This is a genomic window from Variovorax paradoxus, from assembly GCF_024734665.1.
Classification (GTDB): Bacteria; Pseudomonadota; Gammaproteobacteria; order Burkholderiales; family Burkholderiaceae_C; genus Variovorax.
In genome coordinates, this window is record NZ_CP102931.1 from 3,896,740 (window position 1) to 3,916,961 (window position 20,222).

Consider the following 20,222-nt stretch of genomic DNA (forward strand, 5'->3'; position numbering starts at 1 on the left):
CGCCCTTCCAGGAGCGCCCCGCCTCCATGGAATCCATCCAAGCAACGACGCGGCCCGCAACGTATACCCCGGGCGTGCAAGCGCCTTCCTCGCAGCAGCTCGCAGCCCGCTTCCGCCCCGTTTTCCAGCGCATCGCCGAGCGTGCGGCACAGCGCGAGAACGAACGCGAGCTCGCCTACGAACCCGTGGCCTGGCTCAACGCAGAGCGCTTCGGCGCGCTGCGCGTGCCGCTCGAACATGGCGGCCTGGGCGGCTCGGTCGAACAGCTCTACGACCTGCTCATCGAACTCGGCGAGGCCGACTCCAACCTGCCGCAGATCCTGCGCGCGCACTTCGGCTTCATCGAGCGGCTGTTCGCGGAGATCGACCCCGCCCTGCACGGCCCGTGGATGCGCCTTGCGGCCGAGGGTGTGATCTTCGGCAACGCCACCACCGAGCTTGGCGAAGGCCCGCTCGGGACGCTGCAGACCACGCTGAAGCGCGACGGCGACGCGTGGCGGCTCGATGGCGACAAGTACTACAGCACCGGCACGCTGTACGCCGACTGGATCTCTGTTTCGGCCCAGCGCCTGAACGACGACGGCAGCAGCGATCGCGTGATTGCGCTCGTGCCGGCCGAAGCGCAGGGCGTGGAGCGCGTGGACGACTGGCGCGGCTTTGGCCAGCGGCTGAGCGCATCGGGCACCACGCGCTTTCGCAATGTGCGGGTGAAGCCCGAGAACGTGCTGTTGTACGTGCGCGACCAGCCCACGCCGCTGACCGCGCATTTCCAGCTCACGCACCTTGCCACGCTGGCGGGCATTGCGCGCGCCATCGTGCGCGATGCCGTGGCCTTCGTGCAGCCGCGCAAGCGCGTCTACAGCCACGGCAGCGGCGACACGCCGCGCGAAGATCCGCTGGTGCAGCAGGTCATCGGCCAGCTCGCTAGCACGGCCTTCGTCGCAGCCTCGACCGTGCAGGCCGTGGCGCGCGGGCTGGGCGAAGTCGATCGTTTCCGCCAGCGTGGCGAAGCCGTGCCCGAGAGCCTGCTGTTCGAGGTGGAACTGAACACAGCCAAGGCGCAGGCCGGCATCGTCGACGCGGTGCTGCAAGCGGGTACGCGGCTGTTCGACATCGGCGGCGCCTCGGCGCTGCAGGAAGACCGGCGGCTCGACCGGCACTGGCGCAATGCGCGCACGCTGGCCTCGCACAACCCGACCATCTACAAGGGGCGCGTGGTGGGCGACTACCTGCTCAACGGGGCAAGGCCGACTTTCTATTGGGCGGTGGGAAGCAGCAGCGCTTAAAGTCGCGGGTCTTTCACCGGACCCGTCTTCTTTCATGCGCCGATTGCTGCTCGCCCTTTTCCCCCTCGCCACCGCCATTGCCGGCTGTACCACTCCGGTGACCGGCGTGGTGCGTCTCTACGATGGGATCCTGCGGGCGGCGAGCCAGCAGGAAGCGGAAGCCTACTGCCGCAAGGACGGAAACCCGATCCGCTTTCTGGAGCAGGCCGATGCGCCGAACACGCCGGGCAGCGGCGTGCTCTTCAGGTGCGACTGAAGGGAGTGCGTCAGACGCGCGGAAGCGCCGCCAGGAAGGTGGACACGACAATCGCGGCGGCGCGGTCGAGCTGCAGGATGTCTCCCACTTCGAAAGCGTGCGGCGCTGTGCGTCCACTCGAACCGAGTGGTTTGCGGATCTCGACAAGAACTTCGGCCGCCAGCTCGCGGTCACTGCGCGGCTGGCCGTCGGGGTGCATCACCCATTCATCGACTTGATCGAATGGAATGCTGCGAAAGACCCCCACGATGGGGATGTACTTGTAGCGATCCTCGCCCACCAGAATGGGCACGCTGAGGTTGCAAAAAAACGTGGTCGTCGACATGCAGGATCGCCGTCGCTAAGCAAAGCTTTCAATTGTTAATGAGTGCGCTGTCAGGGGCCATCCTCCATGGATGCCATCAGAGGGAAGACGTGACCTTCTGCACACAAATTGCCTCCATCCTCACCCATTCTCCCTTTAAAACAACTACTTAATTCTTACACAAAGACACCAAAAAAGCACTTTGAATTGCTTTTCGGTTGTTTACACACGAATTTGAAGGGCCCGACCACGGGCAAAGGCGGTGCAGCCGCACCTGGAGAAGGCGGGGGGATGCGAGGGTGCGCGAAGAACGGCGTCTGCGGGCTGGGGGATTACCCGGCCGCCCGCGCGCAGGCAAACGAGTCGCGGGGGCCTGAAGCCCGAGGGAGCAGGATCAGGCCGGAGCGCTGAAACTCGGCGCGCGCCGCTCGATGTTGGCCTTCACGGCCTCGGCCTGGTTCGGGCTGCCGATCAGGGCCTTCTGCTCGACCGACTCGGCCAGCAGCATCTCGGCCGCACTGTGCGACGCCGACGCATTGAGCAACCGCTTGCCGGCGCGGATCGCGTCGGGGCTCTTGCCCGCAATCTCGTGTGCCATCTGCAGCGCCTCGGCCAGCGGATCGGTTGCGACGCGGGTGGCGAAGCCGATGCGCAAGGCTTCTTCGCCCGAAAAGATGCGGCCCGTGAAGGTGAGTTCGCGCACCACGTCGCTGCGGGCGAGCTCGCGCATCAGCACCATGCCGGCCATGTCGGGCACCAGGCCCCACTTGATTTCCATCACCGAAAGCTTGGTGTCGGGCGCGACGATGCGGATGTCCGCACCCAGCGCTACCTGCAAGCCGCCGCCGAAGGCCACGCCGTGCACGGCGGCAATGACCGGCACCGGCACCTCGCGCCAGACCATCGCCACCTGCTGCGCGGCATTCGAGATGCCGTGCGTGCGCACCACCAGGTCGGCGCCGGCTGCACCCTCGCCCAGCACTCCGGAGCCCGCGCCTTGCTGCTGCATGCGCTCGAAAGATGCCATGTCGAGCCCCGCGCAGAAAGCCTTGCCGCGGCCGGAGATCACCACGGCCCGCACCGCCCTGTCGTCGCGCAGCGCCTCGCCGGCTTCGATCAGCGCGTCGAACATCGCGGGGTCGAGCGCGTTCATCTTGTCGGCGCGTGCGAGCTGCAGTTCCACCACGCCATCGGCGTGGCGGGTCCATTCGATGCGGTCGGTCATTCGATGTCTCCTGGGCGGTTGCCGCGCCAGTATCGCCGGGTGCGGTGCTCGGCGATGATCGCGGCTGTCGCCTACACAACACCCCGCCATGCCCCTGGACCGCCGTCACTTTCTTCTTCAATCGGGCTCCGCCGCCGCCGTGGTGGCGCTCTTCGGCCAAGGTTGCGCCGTGCCTTCCTCGCCCACGGGCCGCGGCAACGTGCTGGGCTTCACGGGCGTGCCGGCCTCGTTGCGCGACGGCATCGTCGTGCCGCCCGAATACGAGTGGCAATTGCTCTATCCCTGGGGCACGCCCACCGGCGTCGCGGGCAGCATGCCGGCCTTCGCGCCCGATGCAGGCAACAGCGCCGACGACCAGGCCGTGCAGGCCGGCATGCATCACGACGGCATGCACTTCTTCGCGCTCGACGCAAGCGGCGACCGCGGCCTGCTCGTGATGAACCACGAATACACCGACGAGCAACTGCTGCACACCGACGGCGTCAAGGCGTGGACTGCCGAGAAGGCGCGCAAGTCGCTGCACGCCATGGGTGTCTCGGTGATCGAGATCCGGCGCACCGGCCAGGGGTGGCAGCAGGTGCGGCCCTCGCCCTTTGCGCGTCGCGTGCACGGCAACACGCCGATGCGCATCACCGGCCCCGCCGCGGGCACGCCGCTGATGCGCACTGCCGCCAACCCGGCGGGCGACGCGGTGTTCGGCACCTTCGCCAACTGCGCCATGGGCGTCACGCCCTGGGGCACCTACCTCACCTGCGAGGAAAACTTCCATGGCTATTTCGGCGGCCCGAAGGAAGCGGCCCAGGGCGCGACGGCGGCGCAGCGCCGCTACGGCACGGTGGCCGGCTCGCAGTGGGTCGAGTACTGGCGCTTCGACGAGCGCTTCGACCTGAGTCGGCATCCGAACGAGCCGCACCGCTTCGGCTGGGTGGTCGAGATCGACCCCTTCGATCCGACCGCCCCGCCCATCAAGCGCACCGCGCTCGGCCGCAAGCGGCAAGAGAGCGCCACCTGCACCGTCGCCAGGGACGGCCGGCTGGTGGTCTACATGGGCGACGACTCGCGCTTCGAATACATCTACAAGTTCATCAGCCGCGAGAAGGTGCGTCCCGGCACCGATGCCGCCGCTCGTGCCGCCAACCGCCACCTGCTCGACGACGGCACCCTCTACGTAGCGCGCTACGACGCTGGCGGCCGCGGCCGATGGCTCGAGCTCGTGCACGGCCGCGACGGCCTCGACGCGGCGCACGGCTTCGCCGACCAGGCCGAGGTGCTGATCCATGCGCGGCTGGCGGGCGACGTCGTAGGCGGCACGAAGATGGACCGTCCCGAGTGGATTGCCATTCACCCGCAAAGCGGCGAGGTCTACGTCACCCTCACCAACAACAGCCAGCGCGGCGACGCCGGCAAGCCCGGCCCCGACGCGGCCAACCCGCGTGCCAACAATCTCTTCGGCGGCATCCTGCGCTGGCGCGAGGACGGTGGCGACGCTGCCAGCACCGGCTTTGCCTGGGACCACTTCGCGCTCGCCGGCGATCCCGCACAGCCCGGCAGCGGCGCACGCTATCCGTCGGGCGATGCCGACATGTTCGGTGCTCCCGACGGCCTGCACTTCGACCGGGGCGGCCTGCTCTGGATCCAGACCGACCTGAGCGGCCAGGTGCTCGGCAAGCCGCCCTACACCTCGCTGGGCAACAACCAGATGCTGTGCGCCGACCCGGCTTCGGGCCGCATCAAGCGCTTTCTTACCGGGCCCAACGGCTGCGAGATCACGGGCTGCGTGGTCACGCCCGACCGGCACACGCTGTTCGTCAACATCCAGCATCCGGGCGAGGCGCGCGACGACGGCGACACCAGGCACAACAGCGCCTGGCCCGATGGCACCGAGCCGGGCAGCGCGCGGCCGCGCTCGGCAACGCTGGCAATACGCCGGCGCGACGGCGGTATCGTCGGCACCTGAGACATCGGCTCAAAGCCCAAGGGAAAAGGAAAAACACCATGAGCATCCGCATCGTCCGCCTCGGCACCCCGCGCGCCACCGGCGAAGGCCTGCGCGTCGGCACCGTGCGCCGCCCGCCGCGCGGCGTTCCGAAGACCGAGTTTGCCTCGCAGGACTGGTACGACGTGTGGTACCCGAACCTCGCGCCCTCCGTCGAGACAATGAAGCAGGCGCAGGAGGCCCAGAAAGCGAACTCGCCTGCGCAATGGAACGCCTTCGTGCGCAAGTTCAAGGCCGAGATGGCCGAGTCCGATGCGAGCCGCAGCCTCGACCTGCTGGCCGCGCTGTCGCACGGCACGGCCCTGTCGGTGGGCTGCTACTGCGAGGACGAAGCGCACTGCCACCGCTCCGTGCTGCGCAGCCTGCTGGCCGAGCGCGGTGCAGACATTGCGGACTGAGCAGGGGCAAGGCGAAGCTCGCATGAACATCGACAAGAAAGACCGGCAGATCCTCGAAGCGCTGCAGGCCGACGCGCGCCAGAGCCTGGCCGCCTTGGGCAAGCGCATCGGCCTGTCGCAGCCGGCCATGAGCGAGCGCGTGCGCAAGCTCGAAGAAGCCGGCGTGATCGAGGGCTACGGCGCGCGCGTCAACCTGCGCGCGCTGGGCGTGGGCCTGCAGGCCATCATCCGCATCGACACCACGCATGCGGGCATCGCCAAATACCTGAAGCTGTTCGACGCCATGCCCGAGGTGCTGAGCGCCGACCGCGTGACCGGCGAAAGCTGCTTCATCGTGCGCTGCGCGATCGCCGAGCCGGCCGACCTGGAGCGCGTGGTGGACGCGCTCGCGGTCGACGGCTCGGTGACGACATCGCTGGTGCTGTCGAGCCCGGTGAACAAGCACGTCACCGTGCAGGCGGTGAAGCCACCGCGCAAGTAAGGCGTCAGCGCTGCGCCTTGTCCTTCTGGTTCTGCGCCTCGATGCGTTCGCGCGCGGCCAGCCAGTCGGCATCGCTCCACTGGCGCAGCTCGTAGAAGTTGCCGCCGGTGGCCAGCGCATTGCCGCCGTCCATCATGATGCTCTGGCCCGTGAGCCAGTCGCACTGCCCCGGCGCCATCAGGAAGGAGGCGAGGTTCTGCAGCTCGCTCATGCGGCCGGTGCGCGCCATCGGGTTGCTCTGCTTGCTGCGTGCGCCGGGCTCCTCGCCGGGGTTCAGGCGCTTGCTCATGCCTTCGGTCGGAATCTCGCCGGGGCCGACGGCATTCAGGCGGATGCCGTGCCGCGCCCACTCCACCGCGAGCGACTTGGTCATCACCTCGATGCCGGCCTTGCTCATGGCCGAGGGCACGACGTAGGGGCTGCCGTTATCGACCCAGGTGACGATGATGCTCATCACGCTGCGGAAAGCATCGCCCTGCTTCCACTGGCCCGACTTGGCCTGCGCCACCCAGCGCTTGCCCACGGCCTGCGTCACGTAGAAGCTGCCGTGGAACACGATGTTGGCGATGGCGTCGAAGGCGCGCGGCGAAAGGTTCTCGGTCGGAGAGACGAAGTTGCCCGCCGCGTTGTTGACGAGCCCCGTGAGGCCGCCGCTCTGGAACAGGCTCTCGACCATCTCGTCGACCTGCTGCGCGATGCGGATGTCCACGCCGAACGTGTCGATGCGCCGACCCGGAAACTGCTGCCGCCACTCGGCCGCGGTCTCTTCGCAGACCGACTGGCGCCGGCCGCAGATGGCCACGTCGGCGCCAAGGCTCAGGAAGCGCTCGGCCATCGCGCGGCCGAGGCCCGTGCCGCCGCCGGTCACGAGGATGCGCTGGCCGTTCATCAGGGAAGCTTCGAACATGCTTTGTCTCCTTGGTCGTTGCGGCAGCGGCAAGGACGAGCGCTGCCATGGCGCATGCTACGCGCGCCGCCCCGACGGCGGCTTGCGGAATCTGGCTTCCCGTGCCGCACGGGTGAGAATGGCCGCTGGCCTGTTTTCCGGATCGACGACCCATGTCCAGCCCTACCCCCACCTCCTCCTTCCTGCCGCTGGAAGGCGTACGCGTGCTGAGCCTTGCGCTCAACCTGCCCGGGCCGGCGGCGCTGCTGCGTTGTCGCGGCATGGGCGCCACCTGCCTGAAGTTCGAGCCGCCGGGCGGCGACCCGATGGCGCTCTACAACAAGCCGGCGTATGCCGCACTGCACGAAGGCATCGCCATCGAAACGGCCGATCTGAAGACGGACGCGGGCCAGCAGCAGTTGCACGCCGAACTCGCGAAAACGGACGTGCTGCTCACCTCGTTCCGCCCTTCCGCGCTGCGCAAGCTCGGCCTCGACTGGACTGCGCTGCAGGCGCGCCATCCGTCGCTGTCGCAAGTGGCCATCGTCGGCGCACCGGGCGAACGCGCCGAGGAGCCAGGCCACGACCTGACCTACCTCGCCGAAAGCGGGCTCGTCACCGGCACCGAACTGCCGCCGACGCTCTACGCCGACATGGGCGGCGCCCTGCTCGCCAGCGAGGCGGTGCTGAAGGCCATGCTGCTGCAGTCGCGCAAGGCGGGCGGCGTGTACTTCGAAGTGGCGCTGAACGCCTCGGCCGACTGGCTCGCCCTGCCTCGCACCTGGGGCCTGACGCAGCCCTCGGGCGCGGTCGGCGGCGCGCATGCAGGCTACCGCGTCTACCCCTGCGCCGATGGCCGCGTGGCCGTGGCAGCGCTTGAACCGCATTTCGCCAGCCGGCTCTGCGAGGCGGCGCAGATTGCCTCGCGCGACATGCTGGCGCTGGCCACGCACGAGGCGCTGGCCGCATGGCTGGCGGCGCGCACGCGCGCCGAACTCGAAGCCATGAGCCGCGAGCGCGACGTGCCCCTGCTCACGCTGGCCGATTGATGATTCAGCGACCGGCGCCGTCGCGCTGACGGTCTTCGCGCTTGAGCGCGAGGTAGGTGTCGAGGTCGACCTCGTGCAGCTGGCGCGGGTACTGCTCGGCCGCCGCGAACCAGCGGCGCTGGCGGCGGTCAGCCTGTTCAGGCCCCGGAGCCGCCAGGTAGGCATCCAGCGTCAAGAAATAGCGCATCGCATTGCGCTCGACCAGCCCGCGCAGGCCGCGGATGTAGTCGGGCTGGCCTTCAGGCGTCTTGCCCAGCACGGTGAAGCCCACCTTGTCGCTGCCGAAGGTCGCCAGGTAGGCCATGGTGCCCAGGCGCACCATGGTGTTGTGGTCATAGCTGTAGCTGAAGTGCAGGAAGCTCTTGCGCTCGTCGAGCGCCACGGCTTCGAGCGTGACGCGATAGTTGCTGGTGCCCAGCGGCCCGGTCTCGGCCGACAGCTCGACCATCAGGTGCTCGGGCGTGGCACTCGCTACCCGGTAGACGAACGGCAGCTCGAAGGCTTGGTCGATCGGCTTGTCGTAGCGCCGCACCACGTAGAGCGTCAGCATCTCGCGCCCCTGCGGGCCGCTGGCCGTGCTGCAGCGCCGGTTGTTGATATGCAGCGTCAGCACTTCGCACCAGTGGGCCGATCCCTTCAGCGCGGTGCTGATTTCCGCGAGCGGATGCTCGACCACGGCGTAGACGTCGCCCTGCAGGCCGTCGGCCGTCTCCATGGAGTCGAGCTGCACGGGCCGCCCGAAACTGCTCTTGTCGAGCTTGTCGCTCAAGCGCTGGTGGGTGGCGCGCAGTGCCTGGGCGGAAGAGTTCTCCGGTGCGGCGGCAAGCGCCTGCTGCGCCGAGGCTGCGAGCAGTAGCAGCAGCGCTCCCTCCAGGGTGCGCATCGTCCATGAAGCCGGCGGGTAGTACGAACTGCTCATGGACCACACCATACAGCGGACCGCCCCACCCTCACCTTCAGTCGGACTGCGCGGGCTTGCTGCGCCGCAGCAGCGGCTCGATCAATGTGCCAACCACCGCGGCCCTCGGCGACAGGCGCCGCGCACCCCACGCGAAAGCCAGATAGGCCACAGAGGTCGTCACCACGCCCGTGTAGCCCACGCCTAGCCACTGCACGCCACCGGCCGGCCAGGTGATGCCGGCGGGCCATGCCACGGCGAGCATGCACAGCGCCGCCACCGTCATGCCCCAGGCCGAGGCCGTGACGGCGGGCACCCGCACCGGCATGCGCGCACTACCCAGCACAACCATCGCGTAGCAGAAGGCCGAGCCGAAGGATCAGGCGAGGCCGGCTGCACGCCCGGGAGCCAGCGGGCCCCATCCTTTGGCCGGCATCACCAGCAGCAGCACGCCCGCCAGCGCGAGCATCAGCTCCGCGAGCAGCCTTGCGCCGAAGCGCTCGTGGCCGCGCAGCACCGACACCAGCGCCACGATCACCGGAGCGCAACAGATCGAGATCACGGTCGGAAGCGCCGCGCCCAGATACGCAATGCCGGCAAACCAGCAGCTCACGTTGAGCGCCATGGCCGCACCTGTGGCCAGCATCTGGAAGCGCTCGCGCCCGGCCAGGTCGGCCCAGCGTGCGTCCGGCTTCACGGGGAAGCGCCAATGCAGCCACCAGAGCAGCGGCAACCCGAGCGCAAAGCGCGCCAGCGACAGGCTCTGCGGCGCGATGCCGCCATCGATCAGGAATTGCGCCACCAGCGCCCGCCGCCCCACAGCGCACCGGCCAGCCACACACCGCTCCAGGCCAGGGCGGCAGACATTCTTGCGTTCATTGTTGAAAGTTCTCCATGACGCCCGTCATGGCCGATCGGCTGCGATCGGAGGGCGGGCATGACGATTCATGCCGCATCCGGCCTCACGGCGAACAGCGGCGACCACTTGCGGGTCTGAGCACGGCGCTAAAAAAGCGCGCGCGTCAGTTGCGGGTCGATGGAGGGGGAGAACGGTACGAGGCCATGGCGCGCATCTTAGGGGCTGAGCCGCGCTGGCCGTTCTTCCTCGGTCAAAACGATTTGAGCGACAAATGTCGGATGGGCAGGCGATCGTCAAGTTGAAAAACTACAGATTGGTGCGTCTCGACTACAGCCTCCGCATCGCTTCCAAAGCGATGGCAGAAGCACTGTCAAGAAGGCTCGTTCAGTCTGCGGTCAATCAGTTTTCTTGGGAGGACGACGTAATGCAGGAATTCTTTATTGCTGCGTGGCGGGCTGAGTTCGCAAATTACCCTCTGCTCATCCTCCAAGCAGCCGCCTTGCTCGGGATACTGAGCATTGCGTTGCTGCTCTCCAGGACGCCGACCGAGAGATTTGAATCTAGAACACTTCTTTATGGCTGCATTTTTGGCGCCACCAGTTTCTCGCTGATTGCCCTGGTCAGTCAATTTTTCAATCTCCCATCCAAGCCTTACCTTTCGTCTGATCTGCTCTTCCTTGGAGGCCTTTTGGGGGGATGGAAGGGAGGGGCCATAACATTAGCGCTGACTATTTTGGGGCGCTTGATATTTGGCGGCGTCAATCAGGTGGAGGCATTTTTACTCGACATGTCGATAACCGCAATGGGCGGAGTTGCTGCTCACCTGATTTATCGAAAAAAGGCACTTAAAGATTTTATCTGGAGAGATGTGCTGAAAATATGGAGCGCCCGAATGGCGTGCTCTCTTTTTGCAAGCGCAATCATTTTCACATTTAAGCTGGTGCCTCCAGAAGTGAGTGCACGTGTAACTGCTTTGCAGATATTCGGATTCAGCACCTCGCTTTTCATTCTGGGTAGCGTGATAGCTTTACTGCGTTCCGACGCGCTGGTTAGAGAGTCCTATTTTCAGCGCATGCAAATGTATCGCACTGATCTTCTTAGTGGATTGCTCAACAGAAGAGCGCTGAGCGAGTATCTCGAGATACTGCTCAAAAGAGATCAGGCGCAGCATGTACTTCTCACATTTGAGATCGGGAATCTCAAAGAGATGGTTCGCACCCTAGGCCATGATTGGACAGATAAATTCTGGGGCCATCTGGCTCGTCACCTGATGAGGCAGGAAAGCCTGAAAATGACGTCCAATGGAAAATCAAAATGTTTTCAATTGTCGGATTTAGTTCTTGCATTTGTCGTAAAAGAAACTTCTGTCAAACAGGTCGAGGATTGCCAGCTTGTGCCTCGGTTGTATGCCGACATCACAGAGCACTTGCAAGTTGCCGGAGGCCTTTACTCAAATGCGCAACTGCGCTGCGGCGTGACCAACGTAAGAATGGTTGGTGAAACCAACTCATCATCTGTTCTAAGAAACATCAGCCTGGCGCTTCAAAGCAGCAATCAACAGATCAGATATTTTCATGACTCTTTTTCTGCTCAAGCCGATAAAGATGCGAACGTTCATGAACTAATGATCGGCTGGATACGCGCCGTCAATCCGCCGATGAGCTATCAGCCAAAATTCGATCTGGAAACGCGGCAGATTTGCGGCGCCGAGGCGCTTTTAAGGGCTAACTCTGCAGAGGGCACCGCTCTCTCACCTCTTTATGTCCTCGATGTTGCGACCCGATACCAATTACTGCTGAAGCTGGAGTGGTGCATTGTCGAAATGGTGATTCGTGAAATCGCAAACTGCATGGCCAGCGGTTTTCATATGCCATTGTCCGTAAACATATCAGCGGCATCAATCACCGTCCCGGGTTTGGGGGAGCGGATACTGGACCGTCTGAGCCGCTACTCCGTACCGTTTGAACTGCTATCGATAGAAATCACCGAGTCTGGTCATGTGCCGGACATAGACACCGTGAGAGAAAACGTTCACAAATTACACTCGGCAGGTGTCGGATTGTCTCTTGATGATTTTGGAGCGGGGTACTCGACGCTCACCACGCTGGCAAAAATTCCCTTCAACGAAGTGAAAATTGACTATGCAATGGTTTCAATGATCGAACAACCACGCATGAACAAAGCGATCGGTTTAGCTTTGGAGAGCGCGACAAGGTACGGTGCCACGCTTGTTGCGGAAGGGGTTGAAACCGAGGCTCAGTTGGCCATATTGATCGACATGGGAATAAAATTTGGTCAAGGCTATCTTTTCTCCAAAGCTGTTCCCATGAATGATTTGATTGAACTGGCAAGACGAGAGAGAGATGAGCGATTGTACGGAGACCTAGAATAGTTAATCCCTTGACGAACCTGAAAATTCAAAAAAATCATTCTTGCGTGATCGAGCGCATTTCAAATCGCAGTCACCCAGCGATTGCTTCAGTAGCCTTGCCATTGTGTCGATCATGAAAATTGAAGACGCGCGCGTGAATGAATTCAGAATGCTGATCAAGCCGCTGTCGCTTGGGATGCAGCTGGGCGGAATCTTTCTCGTCGTAATGGCGTGGCTGCTTGCTGACGACTCATATAAATATGATACCCGGCAGATTTTCTTTCTTTTAGCTCTAACTATGATTTCAATCGGCGCCAGTTGGAAAATACCATTTTTTTCTCTATTTTCCATTACAACAGTCTGGCTGATATGCCTAGAATTTGTTTTACTGGCAGCTCCAAGCGTCAATCGAAATTACTGGATGACAGCATTGAGCATTGGAATATCTCTAGCGGTGGCTCCCGTTTTTTCTAGAATCAGTGAGTACATCATCGTGTCGGCCGGTATTTGGCTCATTTTCGGCAGAGGTTCATTGATAGATGCTCCGCTTGGTGGAGACACGAAGTGGTCATGGCTCTTGATGTCGGCTGTGATTCTGGTTGGCATATTTTTGAATGCGCTCTTCGCACGAATACACCGTCAAAGCATCCTGCTTCGCGACAAGCTCGTGGATTTGGCTTTCACCGATGCATTGACCGGAATTGACAACCGCAGAAAATTCCTGAGCGACGTCGATAGAGTCCAAGGGTTGCGCGATATGAGTTCCGCTTGCCTCCTCATGATCGACATCGACAATTTCAAGCGTATCAACGACGATTTCGGCCATCCCATGGGAGACGAAGTGCTCCAGCAGGTGGCCCAAACTATTTGTCGATCAGTTACGGATGAACCATGTGGACGACTTGGAGGCGAGGAGTTTGGGATTTTTCTCACTCAAGGAGGAGAAGAGCGAGCGATCAAAGTTGCGGATCAGCTATTGCTCGAAATACGCAAGCTGAATGTGATTGGCAGGAAGATCACCGCCAGCGTCGGAATTTCGAAAATGAATGAAAAACAATCATTTTCCGAGCTGATGAAAAATGCCGATGAGGCGCTATACATAGCGAAAAGCCTCGGCAAAGATCGCTTTGCGATCTTTTAATTTTTCATTTGATGCGGCATGTTCCGCCACCCGCTCCAGATGGCAGGAACCGCCCGAAGCCGGCGCCTCAGCGCGGCTTGCGGATGCTGCCGCGCACCGGGCCGGCAGCCTTGCGCGGCGCCGCGCCCGAGCCGTTGTCGCGCGGCGGCAGGCCGGTGTGCTGCGTGAGGATGCGGCCCTTCGAGGGCTTCACCGGCGCCAGCTTGACCGGCGCGGACTTGTTGACCACCGGTGCGACGGTCGAATTCTTGCGACGCGCGCTCGTGTAGCCGCCGTCGGTCAGTGGCTGCCACGTCGGGATGAGGTGGTGCTTGCCGTTGCCGATCAGGTCGGCGCGGCCCATGCTCTTGAGCGCCTCGCGCAGGAGCGGCCAGTTGTTGGCATCGTGGTAGCGCAGGAAGGCCTTGTGCAGGCGGCGGCGCTTGTCGCCGCGCACGATGTCCACCGTCTCGCTCTCGCGCGTGATCTTGCGCAGCGGGTTCTTGTTGGTGTGGTACATCGTCGTGGCCGTGGCCATCGGGCTCGGGTAGAACGTTTGCACCTGGTCGGCGCGGAAGCCGTTCTTCTTGAGCCAGATCGCGAGGTTCATCATGTCCTCGTCGCTGGTGCCCGGGTGCGCGGCAATGAAGTACGGAATGAGGTACTGCTTCTTGCCCGCCTCGGCCGAGTACTTCTCGAACATCTGCTTGAACTTGTCATAGCTGCCGATGCCGGGCTTCATCATCTTCGTGAGCGGGCCCTGCTCGGTGTGCTCCGGCGCGATCTTCAGGTAGCCGCCGACGTGGTGCTGCACCAGCTCCTTCACGTACTCCGGCGACTGCACGGCCAGGTCGTAGCGCAGGCCCGAGCCGATGAGAATTTTCTTGATGCCCTTCAACGCACGCGCCCGACGGTAGATCTTGATCAGCGGGTCGTGGTTGGTGTTGAGGTTCGGGCAGATGCCCGGGTACACGCAGCTCGGCTTGCGGCAGGCCGATTCGATCTCGGGCGACTTGCAGCCGATGCGGTACATGTTGGCCGTGGGGCCGCCGAGGTCGGAGATGGTGCCGGTGAAGCCCTTCACCGAGTCGCGGATGGCCTCGACCTCCTTGATGATCGAATCTTCCGAGCGGCTCTGGATGATGCGGCCCTCGTGCTCGGTGATCGAGCAGAAGGTGCAGCCGCCGAAGCAGCCGCGCATGATGTTCACGCTGAAGCGGATCATTTCCCACGCGGGGATCTTGGTCGCGCCGTCGTGGCTGCCGTTTTCGTCGGCGTAGCTCGGATGCGGGCTGCGCGCATACGGCAGGTCGAACACGTGGTCCATCTCGGCCGTGGTGAGCGGAATAGGCGGCGGGTTGATCCACACGTCGCGCGCCGTGGCCCCCTCGCCGTGCGCCTGCACCAGCGCGCGGGCGTTGCCGGGGTTGGTCTCGAGGTGCAGCACGCGATTGGCGTGCGCGTAGAGCACCGGGTCGCTGCGCACCTGCTCGTAGGCCGGCAGGCGGATCACCGAGCGGTCGCGCGGGGGAACGGCGATCTTTCCGCGGGGCTGCAGCGCCGGGTTGGGCACGAAGGTCAGCGGCTTGATGGCGGGGTTGACCACCGAGCCGGCGGCTGACCCAGCGGCTTCTGCAGCCTTGGCGACGGCGTCGGCCTCGTCTTCCTTCGCACAGGTGGCGCCGTTGGCCTTGGCCTGGTCGGACACCATCAGGTACGGGTTGACGTGCGCTTCGACGCGGCCGGGTTCGTCGACGCTGGTGGAGTTGATCTCGAACCAGCCCTCGGGCGTTTCGCGCCGCACATAGGCTGTGCCACGCACGTCGGTGATCTGTTGCACCGGCTCCTTGGCGGCCAGGCGGTGCGCGATCTCGACGATGGCGCGCTCGGCGTTGCCGTACAGCAGCAGGTCGCACTTCGAGTCGACGACGATCGAGCGGCGCACCTTGTCCGACCAGTAGTCGTAGTGGGCGATGCGGCGCAGGCTGCCTTCGATGCCGCCGAGGATGATCGGCACGTCGTTCCAGGCTTCCTTGCAGCGCTGCGAATACACGATGGCCGCGCGGTCGGGGCGCGAGCCGCCGACGTCGCCGGGGGTGTAGGCGTCGTCGCTGCGGATCTTCCGGTCGGCCGTGTAGCGGTTGATCATCGAATCCATGTTGCCGGCGGTCACGCCGAAGAACAGGTTCGGTTTGCCCAGCGCCTTGAAGGGATCGGCGCTTTGCCAGTCGGGCTGCGCGATGATGCCGACGCGGAAGCCCTGCGCCTCCAGCATGCGGCCGATGACCGACATGCCGAAGCTGGGGTGGTCGACATAGGCGTCGCCCGTGACCACGATGATGTCGCAGCTGTCCCAGCCGAGCGCTTCCATTTCCTTGCGCGAAGTCGGCAGGAACTTGGCCGTGCCGAAACGGGCCGCCCAGTACTTGCGGTAGCTGGTCAGCGGCTTGGCGGCGCGCGCGAAAAAGGAGACGTCGACGGGGGCGTTCATCGGTGGGAGTAGACAGCGCCGTGGGAGCGCCGTTGTGGGCAACCCTCGATTTTAGGGTTTTCCATCATGTCTGTCGCGGCAAACATCCTGTGACCGGGCCTCTTCGAAGCCTCAATTAATTGCCAAAGTCAACCTTCTAAATGACAATGGCAACCATGTCAGCGACTTTACCCCCCATCGATCCCGCCGCCGTCAAGGCGATCCGCCAATTCAACCGCTTCTACACCCGCCGTATCGGCGCCCTCGACCCCTACCTCGGCAGCGCCATGTCGTTGACCGACGTGCGCGTGCTGTACGAGCTGGCGCACCGCGAGGTGGCGGTCGCGAGCGAAATCGGGCGCGACCTTGGGCTGGACGCGGGCTACATGAGCCGCATCCTGCGCCGCTTCGAAAACGAAGGCTGGCTCACGCGCGAGCCGCATCCGCGCGATGCGCGCCAGAGCGTCCTGCGCCTGACCGAAGCCGGCCACGCCGCATTCGCACCGTTGCAACAGAAATCGCGCGAAGAAGCCACCGCCCTGCTCGCCTCGCTAGCGCCGCCGCAGCGCCAACAACTGGTGCAGGCCATGGGCACGGTGCAGTCGCTGCTCGACCCCGAAGCCGCACCGGCCAAGACCCAGGCCGCCATCCTGCGCGACCCGGCGCCCGGCGACATCGGCTGGGTGGTGCAGCAGCACGGCGAGGTCTATGCGCGCGAGTACGGCTGGAACAGCAGCTTCGAGGCGCTGGTGGCCGGCATCGCGGGTGAGTTTTTGCTCAAGTTCCAGCCCGAGTGGGAGCGCTGCTGGATCGCCGAACTCAACGGAGAACGTGTGGGCGCGATCTTCGTGGTCCGCAAGTCGGCCGCGGTGGCGCAGTTGCGTCTGCTGATCCTCTCGCCCGCCGCGCGCGGGCTGGGCCTGGGCGGCAAGCTGGTGGACGAATGCATCACCTTCGCGCGCCTCAAGGGCTACAAGAAGATGGTGCTGTGGACCAACAGCTGCCTGGTGGCCGCACGCGGCATCTACGCCAAGCGCGGCTTCCAGCTCACCAAGTCGGAGCCGCACGAGGGCTACGGCTCGCCGCAGGTTGGCGAGACCTGGGAGCTGAAGCTGTAGCGTCTGCTTATTGCATGAACCAGCCGTGGCTCACGACGAGCGACTGGCCGGTGAGTGCATTGGTCGGGAAGCCCGCGAACAGCAGCGCGACGCGCGCCACGTCTTCCGTGGTCGTGAACTCACCGTCGACCGTTTCCTTCAGCATCACGTTCTTGATGACTTCCTGCTCACTGATGCCCAGGGTCTTGGCCTGCTCGGGAATCTGCTTTTCGACGAGCGGCGTGCGAACGAAGCCCGGGCAGATCACGTTGGCGCGCACGCCGTGCTTGGCGCCTTCCTTCGCAACCGTCTTGGCCAGGCCGATGAGGCCGTGCTTGGCCGTGACGTAAGGGGCCTTCAGCAGCGAGGCTTCCTTCGAGTGCACCGAGCCCATGTAGATCACGCTGCCGCCACGACCTTGTGCATACATGTGCTTCAGGCAAGCTTTCGTGGTGAGGAAGGCGCCGTCGAGGTGAATGGCGAGCATCTTCTTCCAGTCGGCGAAGCTGAACTCTTCCACCGGGTGCACGATCTGGATGCCGGCGTTGCTGATGAGGATGTCGATGCCGCCGAAGGCTGCAGCGCCCTCCTCGACCGAGGCGTTGACCTGGTCTTCGTTCGTCACGTCGACGCCCACGCCAATGGCCTGCGCGCCCGCGGCCTTGAGCTCGGCCGCTGTGGCGTCGGCCGCTTCCTTGTTGAGGTCGGCAATGATGATCTTGGCGCCTTCCTGCGCGAACAGGATGGCGATTTCCTTGCCGATGCCGCTGGCCGAGCCAGTGATGTAGGCGACCTTGTCCTTGAGTTGCATGGTGATGTTCCTTGGTAAGAGTCGGGTTTGAAAAGGGCAGCAAGAATCAGGCGAGATAGTCGTGCTCGACCGTGCCGAGTGCGAGCGTCATGTCTGCGATGTAGTGCACGGCCGATTCGACCTTGAGCACCGGCAGGTCGGCCACGGGCGCCAGCGCGTGCGGGTGCAGTTCGAGCGAGCCGGGCCCGCCCCATGCGCCGTGCAGCGTCACGTCGACCATGTGATAGCGCACCAGTTCGCAAATGCGGGCCGTGCCGTCGACGTGCGGAATGATCTTCAGCAGAAAGTTGGGTTGCGCAATGCCCGCAAGGATGGGCTCGGGATCGAGCGCGCGGTGCTTGAAGCCCATCGTGGCCTTGGCCACGCGCACCTTGCCGTAGTCGAGCGTGCCGACCACTACGTCGGTCTCGTAGTCGAGCACCGGCGAGGCCAGCTTCTTAGGAAAGCCCCAGAGTTCGCGGCCGCCGGCAATGGGCGGATGGTCGTTGAGGTACATCGCGTGCACGTACGCGCCCTTCTCCACCCCCTTGGCGGTGCGCAGCTGCACCGGAATGACCTGGCCCGACTCGGTGTAGTCGCCGAAGCCGGTCGAGTCGGGCATGCGAATGAATTCGTACTTGACCAGCGGCTCGACCACTTCGAGCGGCTCGGGCACCACGGCGCGCAGGGCGTCCATGTCGGTGCGGTACGTGAGGATGAGAAATTCGCGCCGCACGAAGCGGTACGGGCCGGGCGGAAAGGCGGGATTGGTCAGCGGCATCGCGAATGCCGTTCGTCGCACATCTTCAATGTTCATGAACATTTCCTCCTGTTGAAGTGACGGCCCAGTCTCGCGCTGGTTTCTTAGTTGAGGCTGAATCGGCGCTTGCCTCTGCGCCCGTCAGCGCGACAAGCCCGGCCGCTTGACGCGCCCCGAGCCATGCTCGCCAAGGTCGAAGGTGGTCACGCCGTTGACCGTTGCGTCGGCACGCAGCGTCTCGGGATGGGCCAGCGTGTTGCGCATGTCGCGCGCACCCGAGTCCCAGTGCTCTTCCACGGCAGCACGCGAGAACTCGTAGTCCTTCGATTCCAGTTCGTAGGGCTTGTCGCGGTAGATCAGGTGGAAGATGTCGATGGGCTCGTGCGTGAGCTGCGACTGCACCGCGAGCACACTCGGGTCGCTGCGCAGGCCAGCCGGCAGCTTGGAGATCAGGTCGGCAATCGCCTGCTGCAGATTCATGTTGGCGGCCAGCGCGTCGGTGTTCATGCGGGTGCGGCTCGAGTAGGTGATGTCCTTCTGCCGCTCCATCACGCCCGCCATGGTGCGCGGCATCTCGCCGCGCGCATTGAACAGGTCGACCTGCAGCACCACCAGCGGCTCGTTGCGCGGATGCGTGTCGAGCACGTACTGCAGCGGTGTGTTCGACACGATGCCGCCGTCCCAGTAGTCGTCGCCGTCGATGCTGATCGGCGCGAAGCCCGGCGGCAGCGCGCCGCTGGCCATGATGTGCTCGGGACCGATGAGCTGGCGCGTGTTGTCGAAGTACACCGAGTTGCCTGTGCGCACATTGACCGCGCCCACGCTGAAGCGTGCCTCGCAGGCGTTGATGCGGTCGAAGTCGACGAGGCGCTCCAGCGTGGACTTGAGCGCGGAGGTGTCGTAATAGCTCAGCAGCGGCGCCGCGCCCCCCATCAGGAAGGCCGGCGAGTACCGCGGCTCGAAGAAGCCCGGAATGCCCACCAGCGAGGCCATGGTGGCGCTGTACTGGTTCTGCAGTGCCCGGTCGCCCAGCCACGAAGGCAGGCGCTGCGAAGGCCCCGAAGACACAAGGTGCCAGAACTCGCGCAGCCGATCGACGCGCGTTTCCGGTGCATTGCCCGCAATCAGTGCCGCATTGATGGCGCCGATGGAAACGCCGGCAATCCAGTGCGGCTGCAGTTCGGTTTCGCTGAGCGCCGCATACACGCCGGCCTGGTAGGCGCCGAGCGCGCCCCCACCCTGCAGCACCAGCGCCTTGCGGGCGGTGCGCATGTCTTCGCGGCGCGAAGCAAAAGGGTTGAGGGGTTTGGAGGAGGCGGCACGGGGTTTTTTCTTCGGTGGTGTCGTCGTCATGCGTTCATTTGACACCAGCCCCGCGACACCAACCTGACCAGGGGTTGTTGCCCCCGGGACGATGTCACATCTTCGGCAGCATCTGTCCGCGGATCTCGCCGCCCGGGTTGGCGGCGGTGTGCACGTTGGCGTACCACTTGCCCGCGGACAGGTCGGCGGCCTGCGCTGGCGTGAGCGTGGCCTGGCCTTCGATCGGGCTTGCCGGGTTGGCAAAGGGCAGCACCACGCCCGCATTGGCGCCCGCGGCGGCCGGGCCGTGGAAGTGCGCCATGGTGGCCGGGCCGCTCAGGCCGGTGTAGGTGATCTTGTACTTGAGCACGTTGGTGTCGCGGTCGAGCCAAGCCTCGGCCATGCCGCTGCCGCGCGTCATGTTGGGCGGGACTTCGCTGGCTGCGTTCATCGCGCCGCTGAAGCTCGCGACGTTCGACTTCGACATCATTCCGCAGCCGACCAGCGCGGCACTGGCCACCCCGGTGATGAGGGCTGCGCGCAAAAAGGTGCCATATTTGGTCATGAGCTTGATCTCCTGAGTTATGAAAGCCTCCACAGCATAGGCAGCACGGCGGGCTTGGCTTGTCGGCCACCACCCCGACTTTGACGGTCGCCTAACGGCTGAAAAAGGG

General features: G+C 64.3%; 20 protein-coding genes. 9 read left to right on the forward strand and 11 right to left on the reverse strand.

Features of this window, described 5'->3' with window-relative positions:
* The first annotated feature begins 26 nt into the window (after window positions 1–26).
* Both NWF24_RS18550 and NWF24_RS18555 read left to right on the forward strand, forming a co-directional pair.
* A complete protein-coding gene (locus NWF24_RS18550) occupies window positions 27–1,286 on the forward strand; it encodes an acyl-CoA dehydrogenase family protein (protein WP_258349811.1) in 1,260 nt (419 codons plus the stop codon).
* 34 nt (window positions 1,287–1,320) lie between these two features.
* On the forward strand, window positions 1,321–1,542 hold the full coding sequence (locus NWF24_RS18555; protein WP_258349812.1) for a hypothetical protein: 222 nt from the start codon (window positions 1,321–1,323) through the stop codon (window positions 1,540–1,542).
* Between the two features lie 10 nt (window positions 1,543–1,552).
* Here the strand turns inward: NWF24_RS18555 and NWF24_RS18560 are convergent, their stop codons facing one another.
* Window positions 1,553–1,867 (reverse strand): hypothetical protein, encoded by a 315-nt coding sequence (locus tag NWF24_RS18560; RefSeq protein WP_093052086.1) that lies wholly within the window; start codon window positions 1,865–1,867, stop codon window positions 1,553–1,555.
* A 373-nt stretch (window positions 1,868–2,240) separates the two neighbouring features.
* Complete coding sequence (locus NWF24_RS18565) at window positions 2,241–3,071, reverse strand: crotonase/enoyl-CoA hydratase family protein (RefSeq protein ID WP_258349813.1); 831 nt, start codon at window positions 3,069–3,071, stop codon at window positions 2,241–2,243.
* A gap of 88 nt (window positions 3,072–3,159) precedes the next feature.
* Here NWF24_RS18565 and NWF24_RS18570 point away from each other — a divergent pair, with 88 nt between their 5' ends.
* The 3 genes from NWF24_RS18570 to NWF24_RS18580 are packed head-to-tail and all read left to right on the forward strand — an operon-like array spanning window position 3,160 to window position 5,946.
* On the forward strand, window positions 3,160–5,028 hold the full coding sequence (locus NWF24_RS18570) for a PhoX family protein (RefSeq protein ID WP_258349814.1): 1,869 nt from the start codon (window positions 3,160–3,162) through the stop codon (window positions 5,026–5,028).
* Between the two features lie 38 nt (window positions 5,029–5,066).
* The gene (locus NWF24_RS18575) at window positions 5,067–5,465 is read left to right on the forward strand and encodes a DUF488 domain-containing protein (protein WP_258349815.1); all 399 of its coding nucleotides are present in this window, start codon (window positions 5,067–5,069) and stop codon (window positions 5,463–5,465) included.
* Between the two features lie 22 nt (window positions 5,466–5,487).
* Complete coding sequence (locus NWF24_RS18580; protein ID WP_258349816.1) at window positions 5,488–5,946, forward strand: Lrp/AsnC family transcriptional regulator; 459 nt, start codon at window positions 5,488–5,490, stop codon at window positions 5,944–5,946.
* Between the two features lie 4 nt (window positions 5,947–5,950).
* Here the strand turns inward: NWF24_RS18580 and NWF24_RS18585 are convergent, their stop codons facing one another.
* The gene (locus NWF24_RS18585) at window positions 5,951–6,853 is read right to left on the reverse strand and encodes an SDR family oxidoreductase (protein WP_093052098.1); all 903 of its coding nucleotides are present in this window, start codon (window positions 6,851–6,853) and stop codon (window positions 5,951–5,953) included.
* A 152-nt stretch (window positions 6,854–7,005) separates the two neighbouring features.
* On the opposite strand from NWF24_RS18585, the gene NWF24_RS18590 reads away from it, so the two are divergent.
* Window positions 7,006–7,881, forward strand: a complete 876-nt coding sequence (locus NWF24_RS18590; protein ID WP_258349817.1) for a CoA transferase — start codon at window positions 7,006–7,008, stop codon at window positions 7,879–7,881.
* Between the two features lie 4 nt (window positions 7,882–7,885).
* Here the strand turns inward: NWF24_RS18590 and NWF24_RS18595 are convergent, their stop codons facing one another.
* Genes NWF24_RS18595 through NWF24_RS18605 form a run of 3 tightly spaced genes read right to left on the reverse strand, consistent with a single transcriptional unit; the run spans window position 7,886 to window position 9,581 of the window.
* Window positions 7,886–8,800, reverse strand: a complete 915-nt coding sequence (locus NWF24_RS18595) for a hypothetical protein (RefSeq protein WP_258349818.1) — start codon at window positions 8,798–8,800, stop codon at window positions 7,886–7,888.
* Between the two features lie 37 nt (window positions 8,801–8,837).
* Entirely contained in the window at window positions 8,838–9,131 is a 294-nt protein-coding gene (locus NWF24_RS18600; RefSeq protein WP_258349819.1) for an EamA family transporter, read from the reverse strand.
* A 27-nt stretch (window positions 9,132–9,158) separates the two neighbouring features.
* Window positions 9,159–9,581: an EamA family transporter gene (locus NWF24_RS18605; protein ID WP_258349820.1), complete on the reverse strand. Its 423-nt coding sequence runs from the start codon at window positions 9,579–9,581 to the stop codon at window positions 9,159–9,161.
* 328 nt (window positions 9,582–9,909) lie between these two features.
* Between NWF24_RS18605 and NWF24_RS18610 the strand changes: the two genes are divergently transcribed.
* Together NWF24_RS18610 and NWF24_RS18615 are read left to right on the forward strand one after the other, a co-directional pair.
* The gene (locus tag NWF24_RS18610; RefSeq protein WP_258349821.1) at window positions 9,910–12,030 is read left to right on the forward strand and encodes an EAL domain-containing protein; all 2,121 of its coding nucleotides are present in this window, start codon (window positions 9,910–9,912) and stop codon (window positions 12,028–12,030) included.
* Window positions 12,031–12,142: 112 nt separating this feature from the next.
* Entirely contained in the window at window positions 12,143–13,150 is a 1,008-nt protein-coding gene (locus tag NWF24_RS18615; protein WP_258349822.1) for a GGDEF domain-containing protein, read from the forward strand.
* A gap of 67 nt (window positions 13,151–13,217) precedes the next feature.
* Here the strand turns inward: NWF24_RS18615 and NWF24_RS18620 are convergent, their stop codons facing one another.
* Window positions 13,218–15,620 carry a YgiQ family radical SAM protein gene (locus NWF24_RS18620; protein WP_258349823.1) on the reverse strand — a complete coding sequence of 801 codons (2,403 nt, stop codon included), beginning with the start codon at window positions 15,618–15,620 and terminating at the stop codon, window positions 13,218–13,220.
* Window positions 15,621–15,760: 140 nt separating this feature from the next.
* Here NWF24_RS18620 and NWF24_RS18625 point away from each other — a divergent pair, with 140 nt between their 5' ends.
* Entirely contained in the window at window positions 15,761–16,717 is a 957-nt protein-coding gene (locus NWF24_RS18625; protein WP_375338389.1) for a bifunctional helix-turn-helix transcriptional regulator/GNAT family N-acetyltransferase, read from the forward strand.
* Window positions 16,718–16,724: 7 nt separating this feature from the next.
* Here NWF24_RS18625 and NWF24_RS18630 read toward each other — a convergent pair whose 3' ends face one another.
* The 4 genes from NWF24_RS18630 to NWF24_RS18645 all read right to left on the reverse strand — a co-directional run bounded on the left by NWF24_RS18630 (window position 16,725) and on the right by NWF24_RS18645 (window position 20,113).
* On the reverse strand, window positions 16,725–17,507 hold the full coding sequence (locus NWF24_RS18630) for a 3-hydroxybutyrate dehydrogenase (RefSeq protein WP_258349825.1): 783 nt from the start codon (window positions 17,505–17,507) through the stop codon (window positions 16,725–16,727).
* A gap of 46 nt (window positions 17,508–17,553) precedes the next feature.
* Window positions 17,554–18,303, reverse strand: coding sequence for an acetoacetate decarboxylase (locus NWF24_RS18635; protein WP_258349826.1), 750 nt, complete (start codon window positions 18,301–18,303; stop codon window positions 17,554–17,556).
* 84 nt (window positions 18,304–18,387) lie between these two features.
* Window positions 18,388–19,599, reverse strand: a complete 1,212-nt coding sequence (locus NWF24_RS18640) for a patatin-like phospholipase family protein (protein WP_258349827.1) — start codon at window positions 19,597–19,599, stop codon at window positions 18,388–18,390.
* Window positions 19,600–19,663: 64 nt separating this feature from the next.
* Window positions 19,664–20,113, reverse strand: a complete 450-nt coding sequence (locus NWF24_RS18645; protein ID WP_081269127.1) for a CHRD domain-containing protein — start codon at window positions 20,111–20,113, stop codon at window positions 19,664–19,666.
* Between the last annotated feature and the right edge of the window lie 109 nt (window positions 20,114–20,222).

Bases quoted from the DNA above. Each gene is read 5' to 3' on its own strand.
- NWF24_RS18610 (WP_258349821.1), top strand. From the start codon at position 9,910: ATGTCGGATGGGCAGGCGATCGTCAAGTTGAAAAACTACAGATTGGTG.
- NWF24_RS18555 (WP_258349812.1), top strand. From the start codon at position 1,321: ATGCGCCGATTGCTGCTCGCCCTTTTCCCCCTCGCCACCGCCATTGCC.
- NWF24_RS18575 (WP_258349815.1), top strand. From the start codon at position 5,067: ATGAGCATCCGCATCGTCCGCCTCGGCACCCCGCGCGCCACCGGCGAA.
- NWF24_RS18580 (WP_258349816.1), top strand. From the start codon at position 5,488: ATGAACATCGACAAGAAAGACCGGCAGATCCTCGAAGCGCTGCAGGCC.
- NWF24_RS18615 (WP_258349822.1), top strand. From the start codon at position 12,143: ATGAAAATTGAAGACGCGCGCGTGAATGAATTCAGAATGCTGATCAAG.
- NWF24_RS18595 (WP_258349818.1), bottom strand. From the start codon at position 8,800: ATGAGCAGTTCGTACTACCCGCCGGCTTCATGGACGATGCGCACCCTG.
- NWF24_RS18625 (WP_375338389.1), top strand. From the start codon at position 15,761: ATGACAATGGCAACCATGTCAGCGACTTTACCCCCCATCGATCCCGCC.
- NWF24_RS18640 (WP_258349827.1), bottom strand. From the start codon at position 19,599: ATGACGACGACACCACCGAAGAAAAAACCCCGTGCCGCCTCCTCCAAA.
- NWF24_RS18570 (WP_258349814.1), top strand. From the start codon at position 3,160: ATGCCCCTGGACCGCCGTCACTTTCTTCTTCAATCGGGCTCCGCCGCC.
- NWF24_RS18645 (WP_081269127.1), bottom strand. From the start codon at position 20,113: ATGACCAAATATGGCACCTTTTTGCGCGCAGCCCTCATCACCGGGGTG.
- NWF24_RS18560 (WP_093052086.1), bottom strand. From the start codon at position 1,867: ATGTCGACGACCACGTTTTTTTGCAACCTCAGCGTGCCCATTCTGGTG.
- NWF24_RS18550 (WP_258349811.1), top strand. From the start codon at position 27: ATGGAATCCATCCAAGCAACGACGCGGCCCGCAACGTATACCCCGGGC.
- NWF24_RS18565 (WP_258349813.1), bottom strand. From the start codon at position 3,071: ATGACCGACCGCATCGAATGGACCCGCCACGCCGATGGCGTGGTGGAA.
- NWF24_RS18590 (WP_258349817.1), top strand. From the start codon at position 7,006: ATGTCCAGCCCTACCCCCACCTCCTCCTTCCTGCCGCTGGAAGGCGTA.
- NWF24_RS18600 (WP_258349819.1), bottom strand. From the start codon at position 9,131: ATGGTTGTGCTGGGTAGTGCGCGCATGCCGGTGCGGGTGCCCGCCGTC.
- NWF24_RS18635 (WP_258349826.1), bottom strand. From the start codon at position 18,303: ATGAACATTGAAGATGTGCGACGAACGGCATTCGCGATGCCGCTGACC.
- NWF24_RS18630 (WP_258349825.1), bottom strand. From the start codon at position 17,507: ATGCAACTCAAGGACAAGGTCGCCTACATCACTGGCTCGGCCAGCGGC.
- NWF24_RS18620 (WP_258349823.1), bottom strand. From the start codon at position 15,620: ATGAACGCCCCCGTCGACGTCTCCTTTTTCGCGCGCGCCGCCAAGCCG.
- NWF24_RS18585 (WP_093052098.1), bottom strand. From the start codon at position 6,853: ATGTTCGAAGCTTCCCTGATGAACGGCCAGCGCATCCTCGTGACCGGC.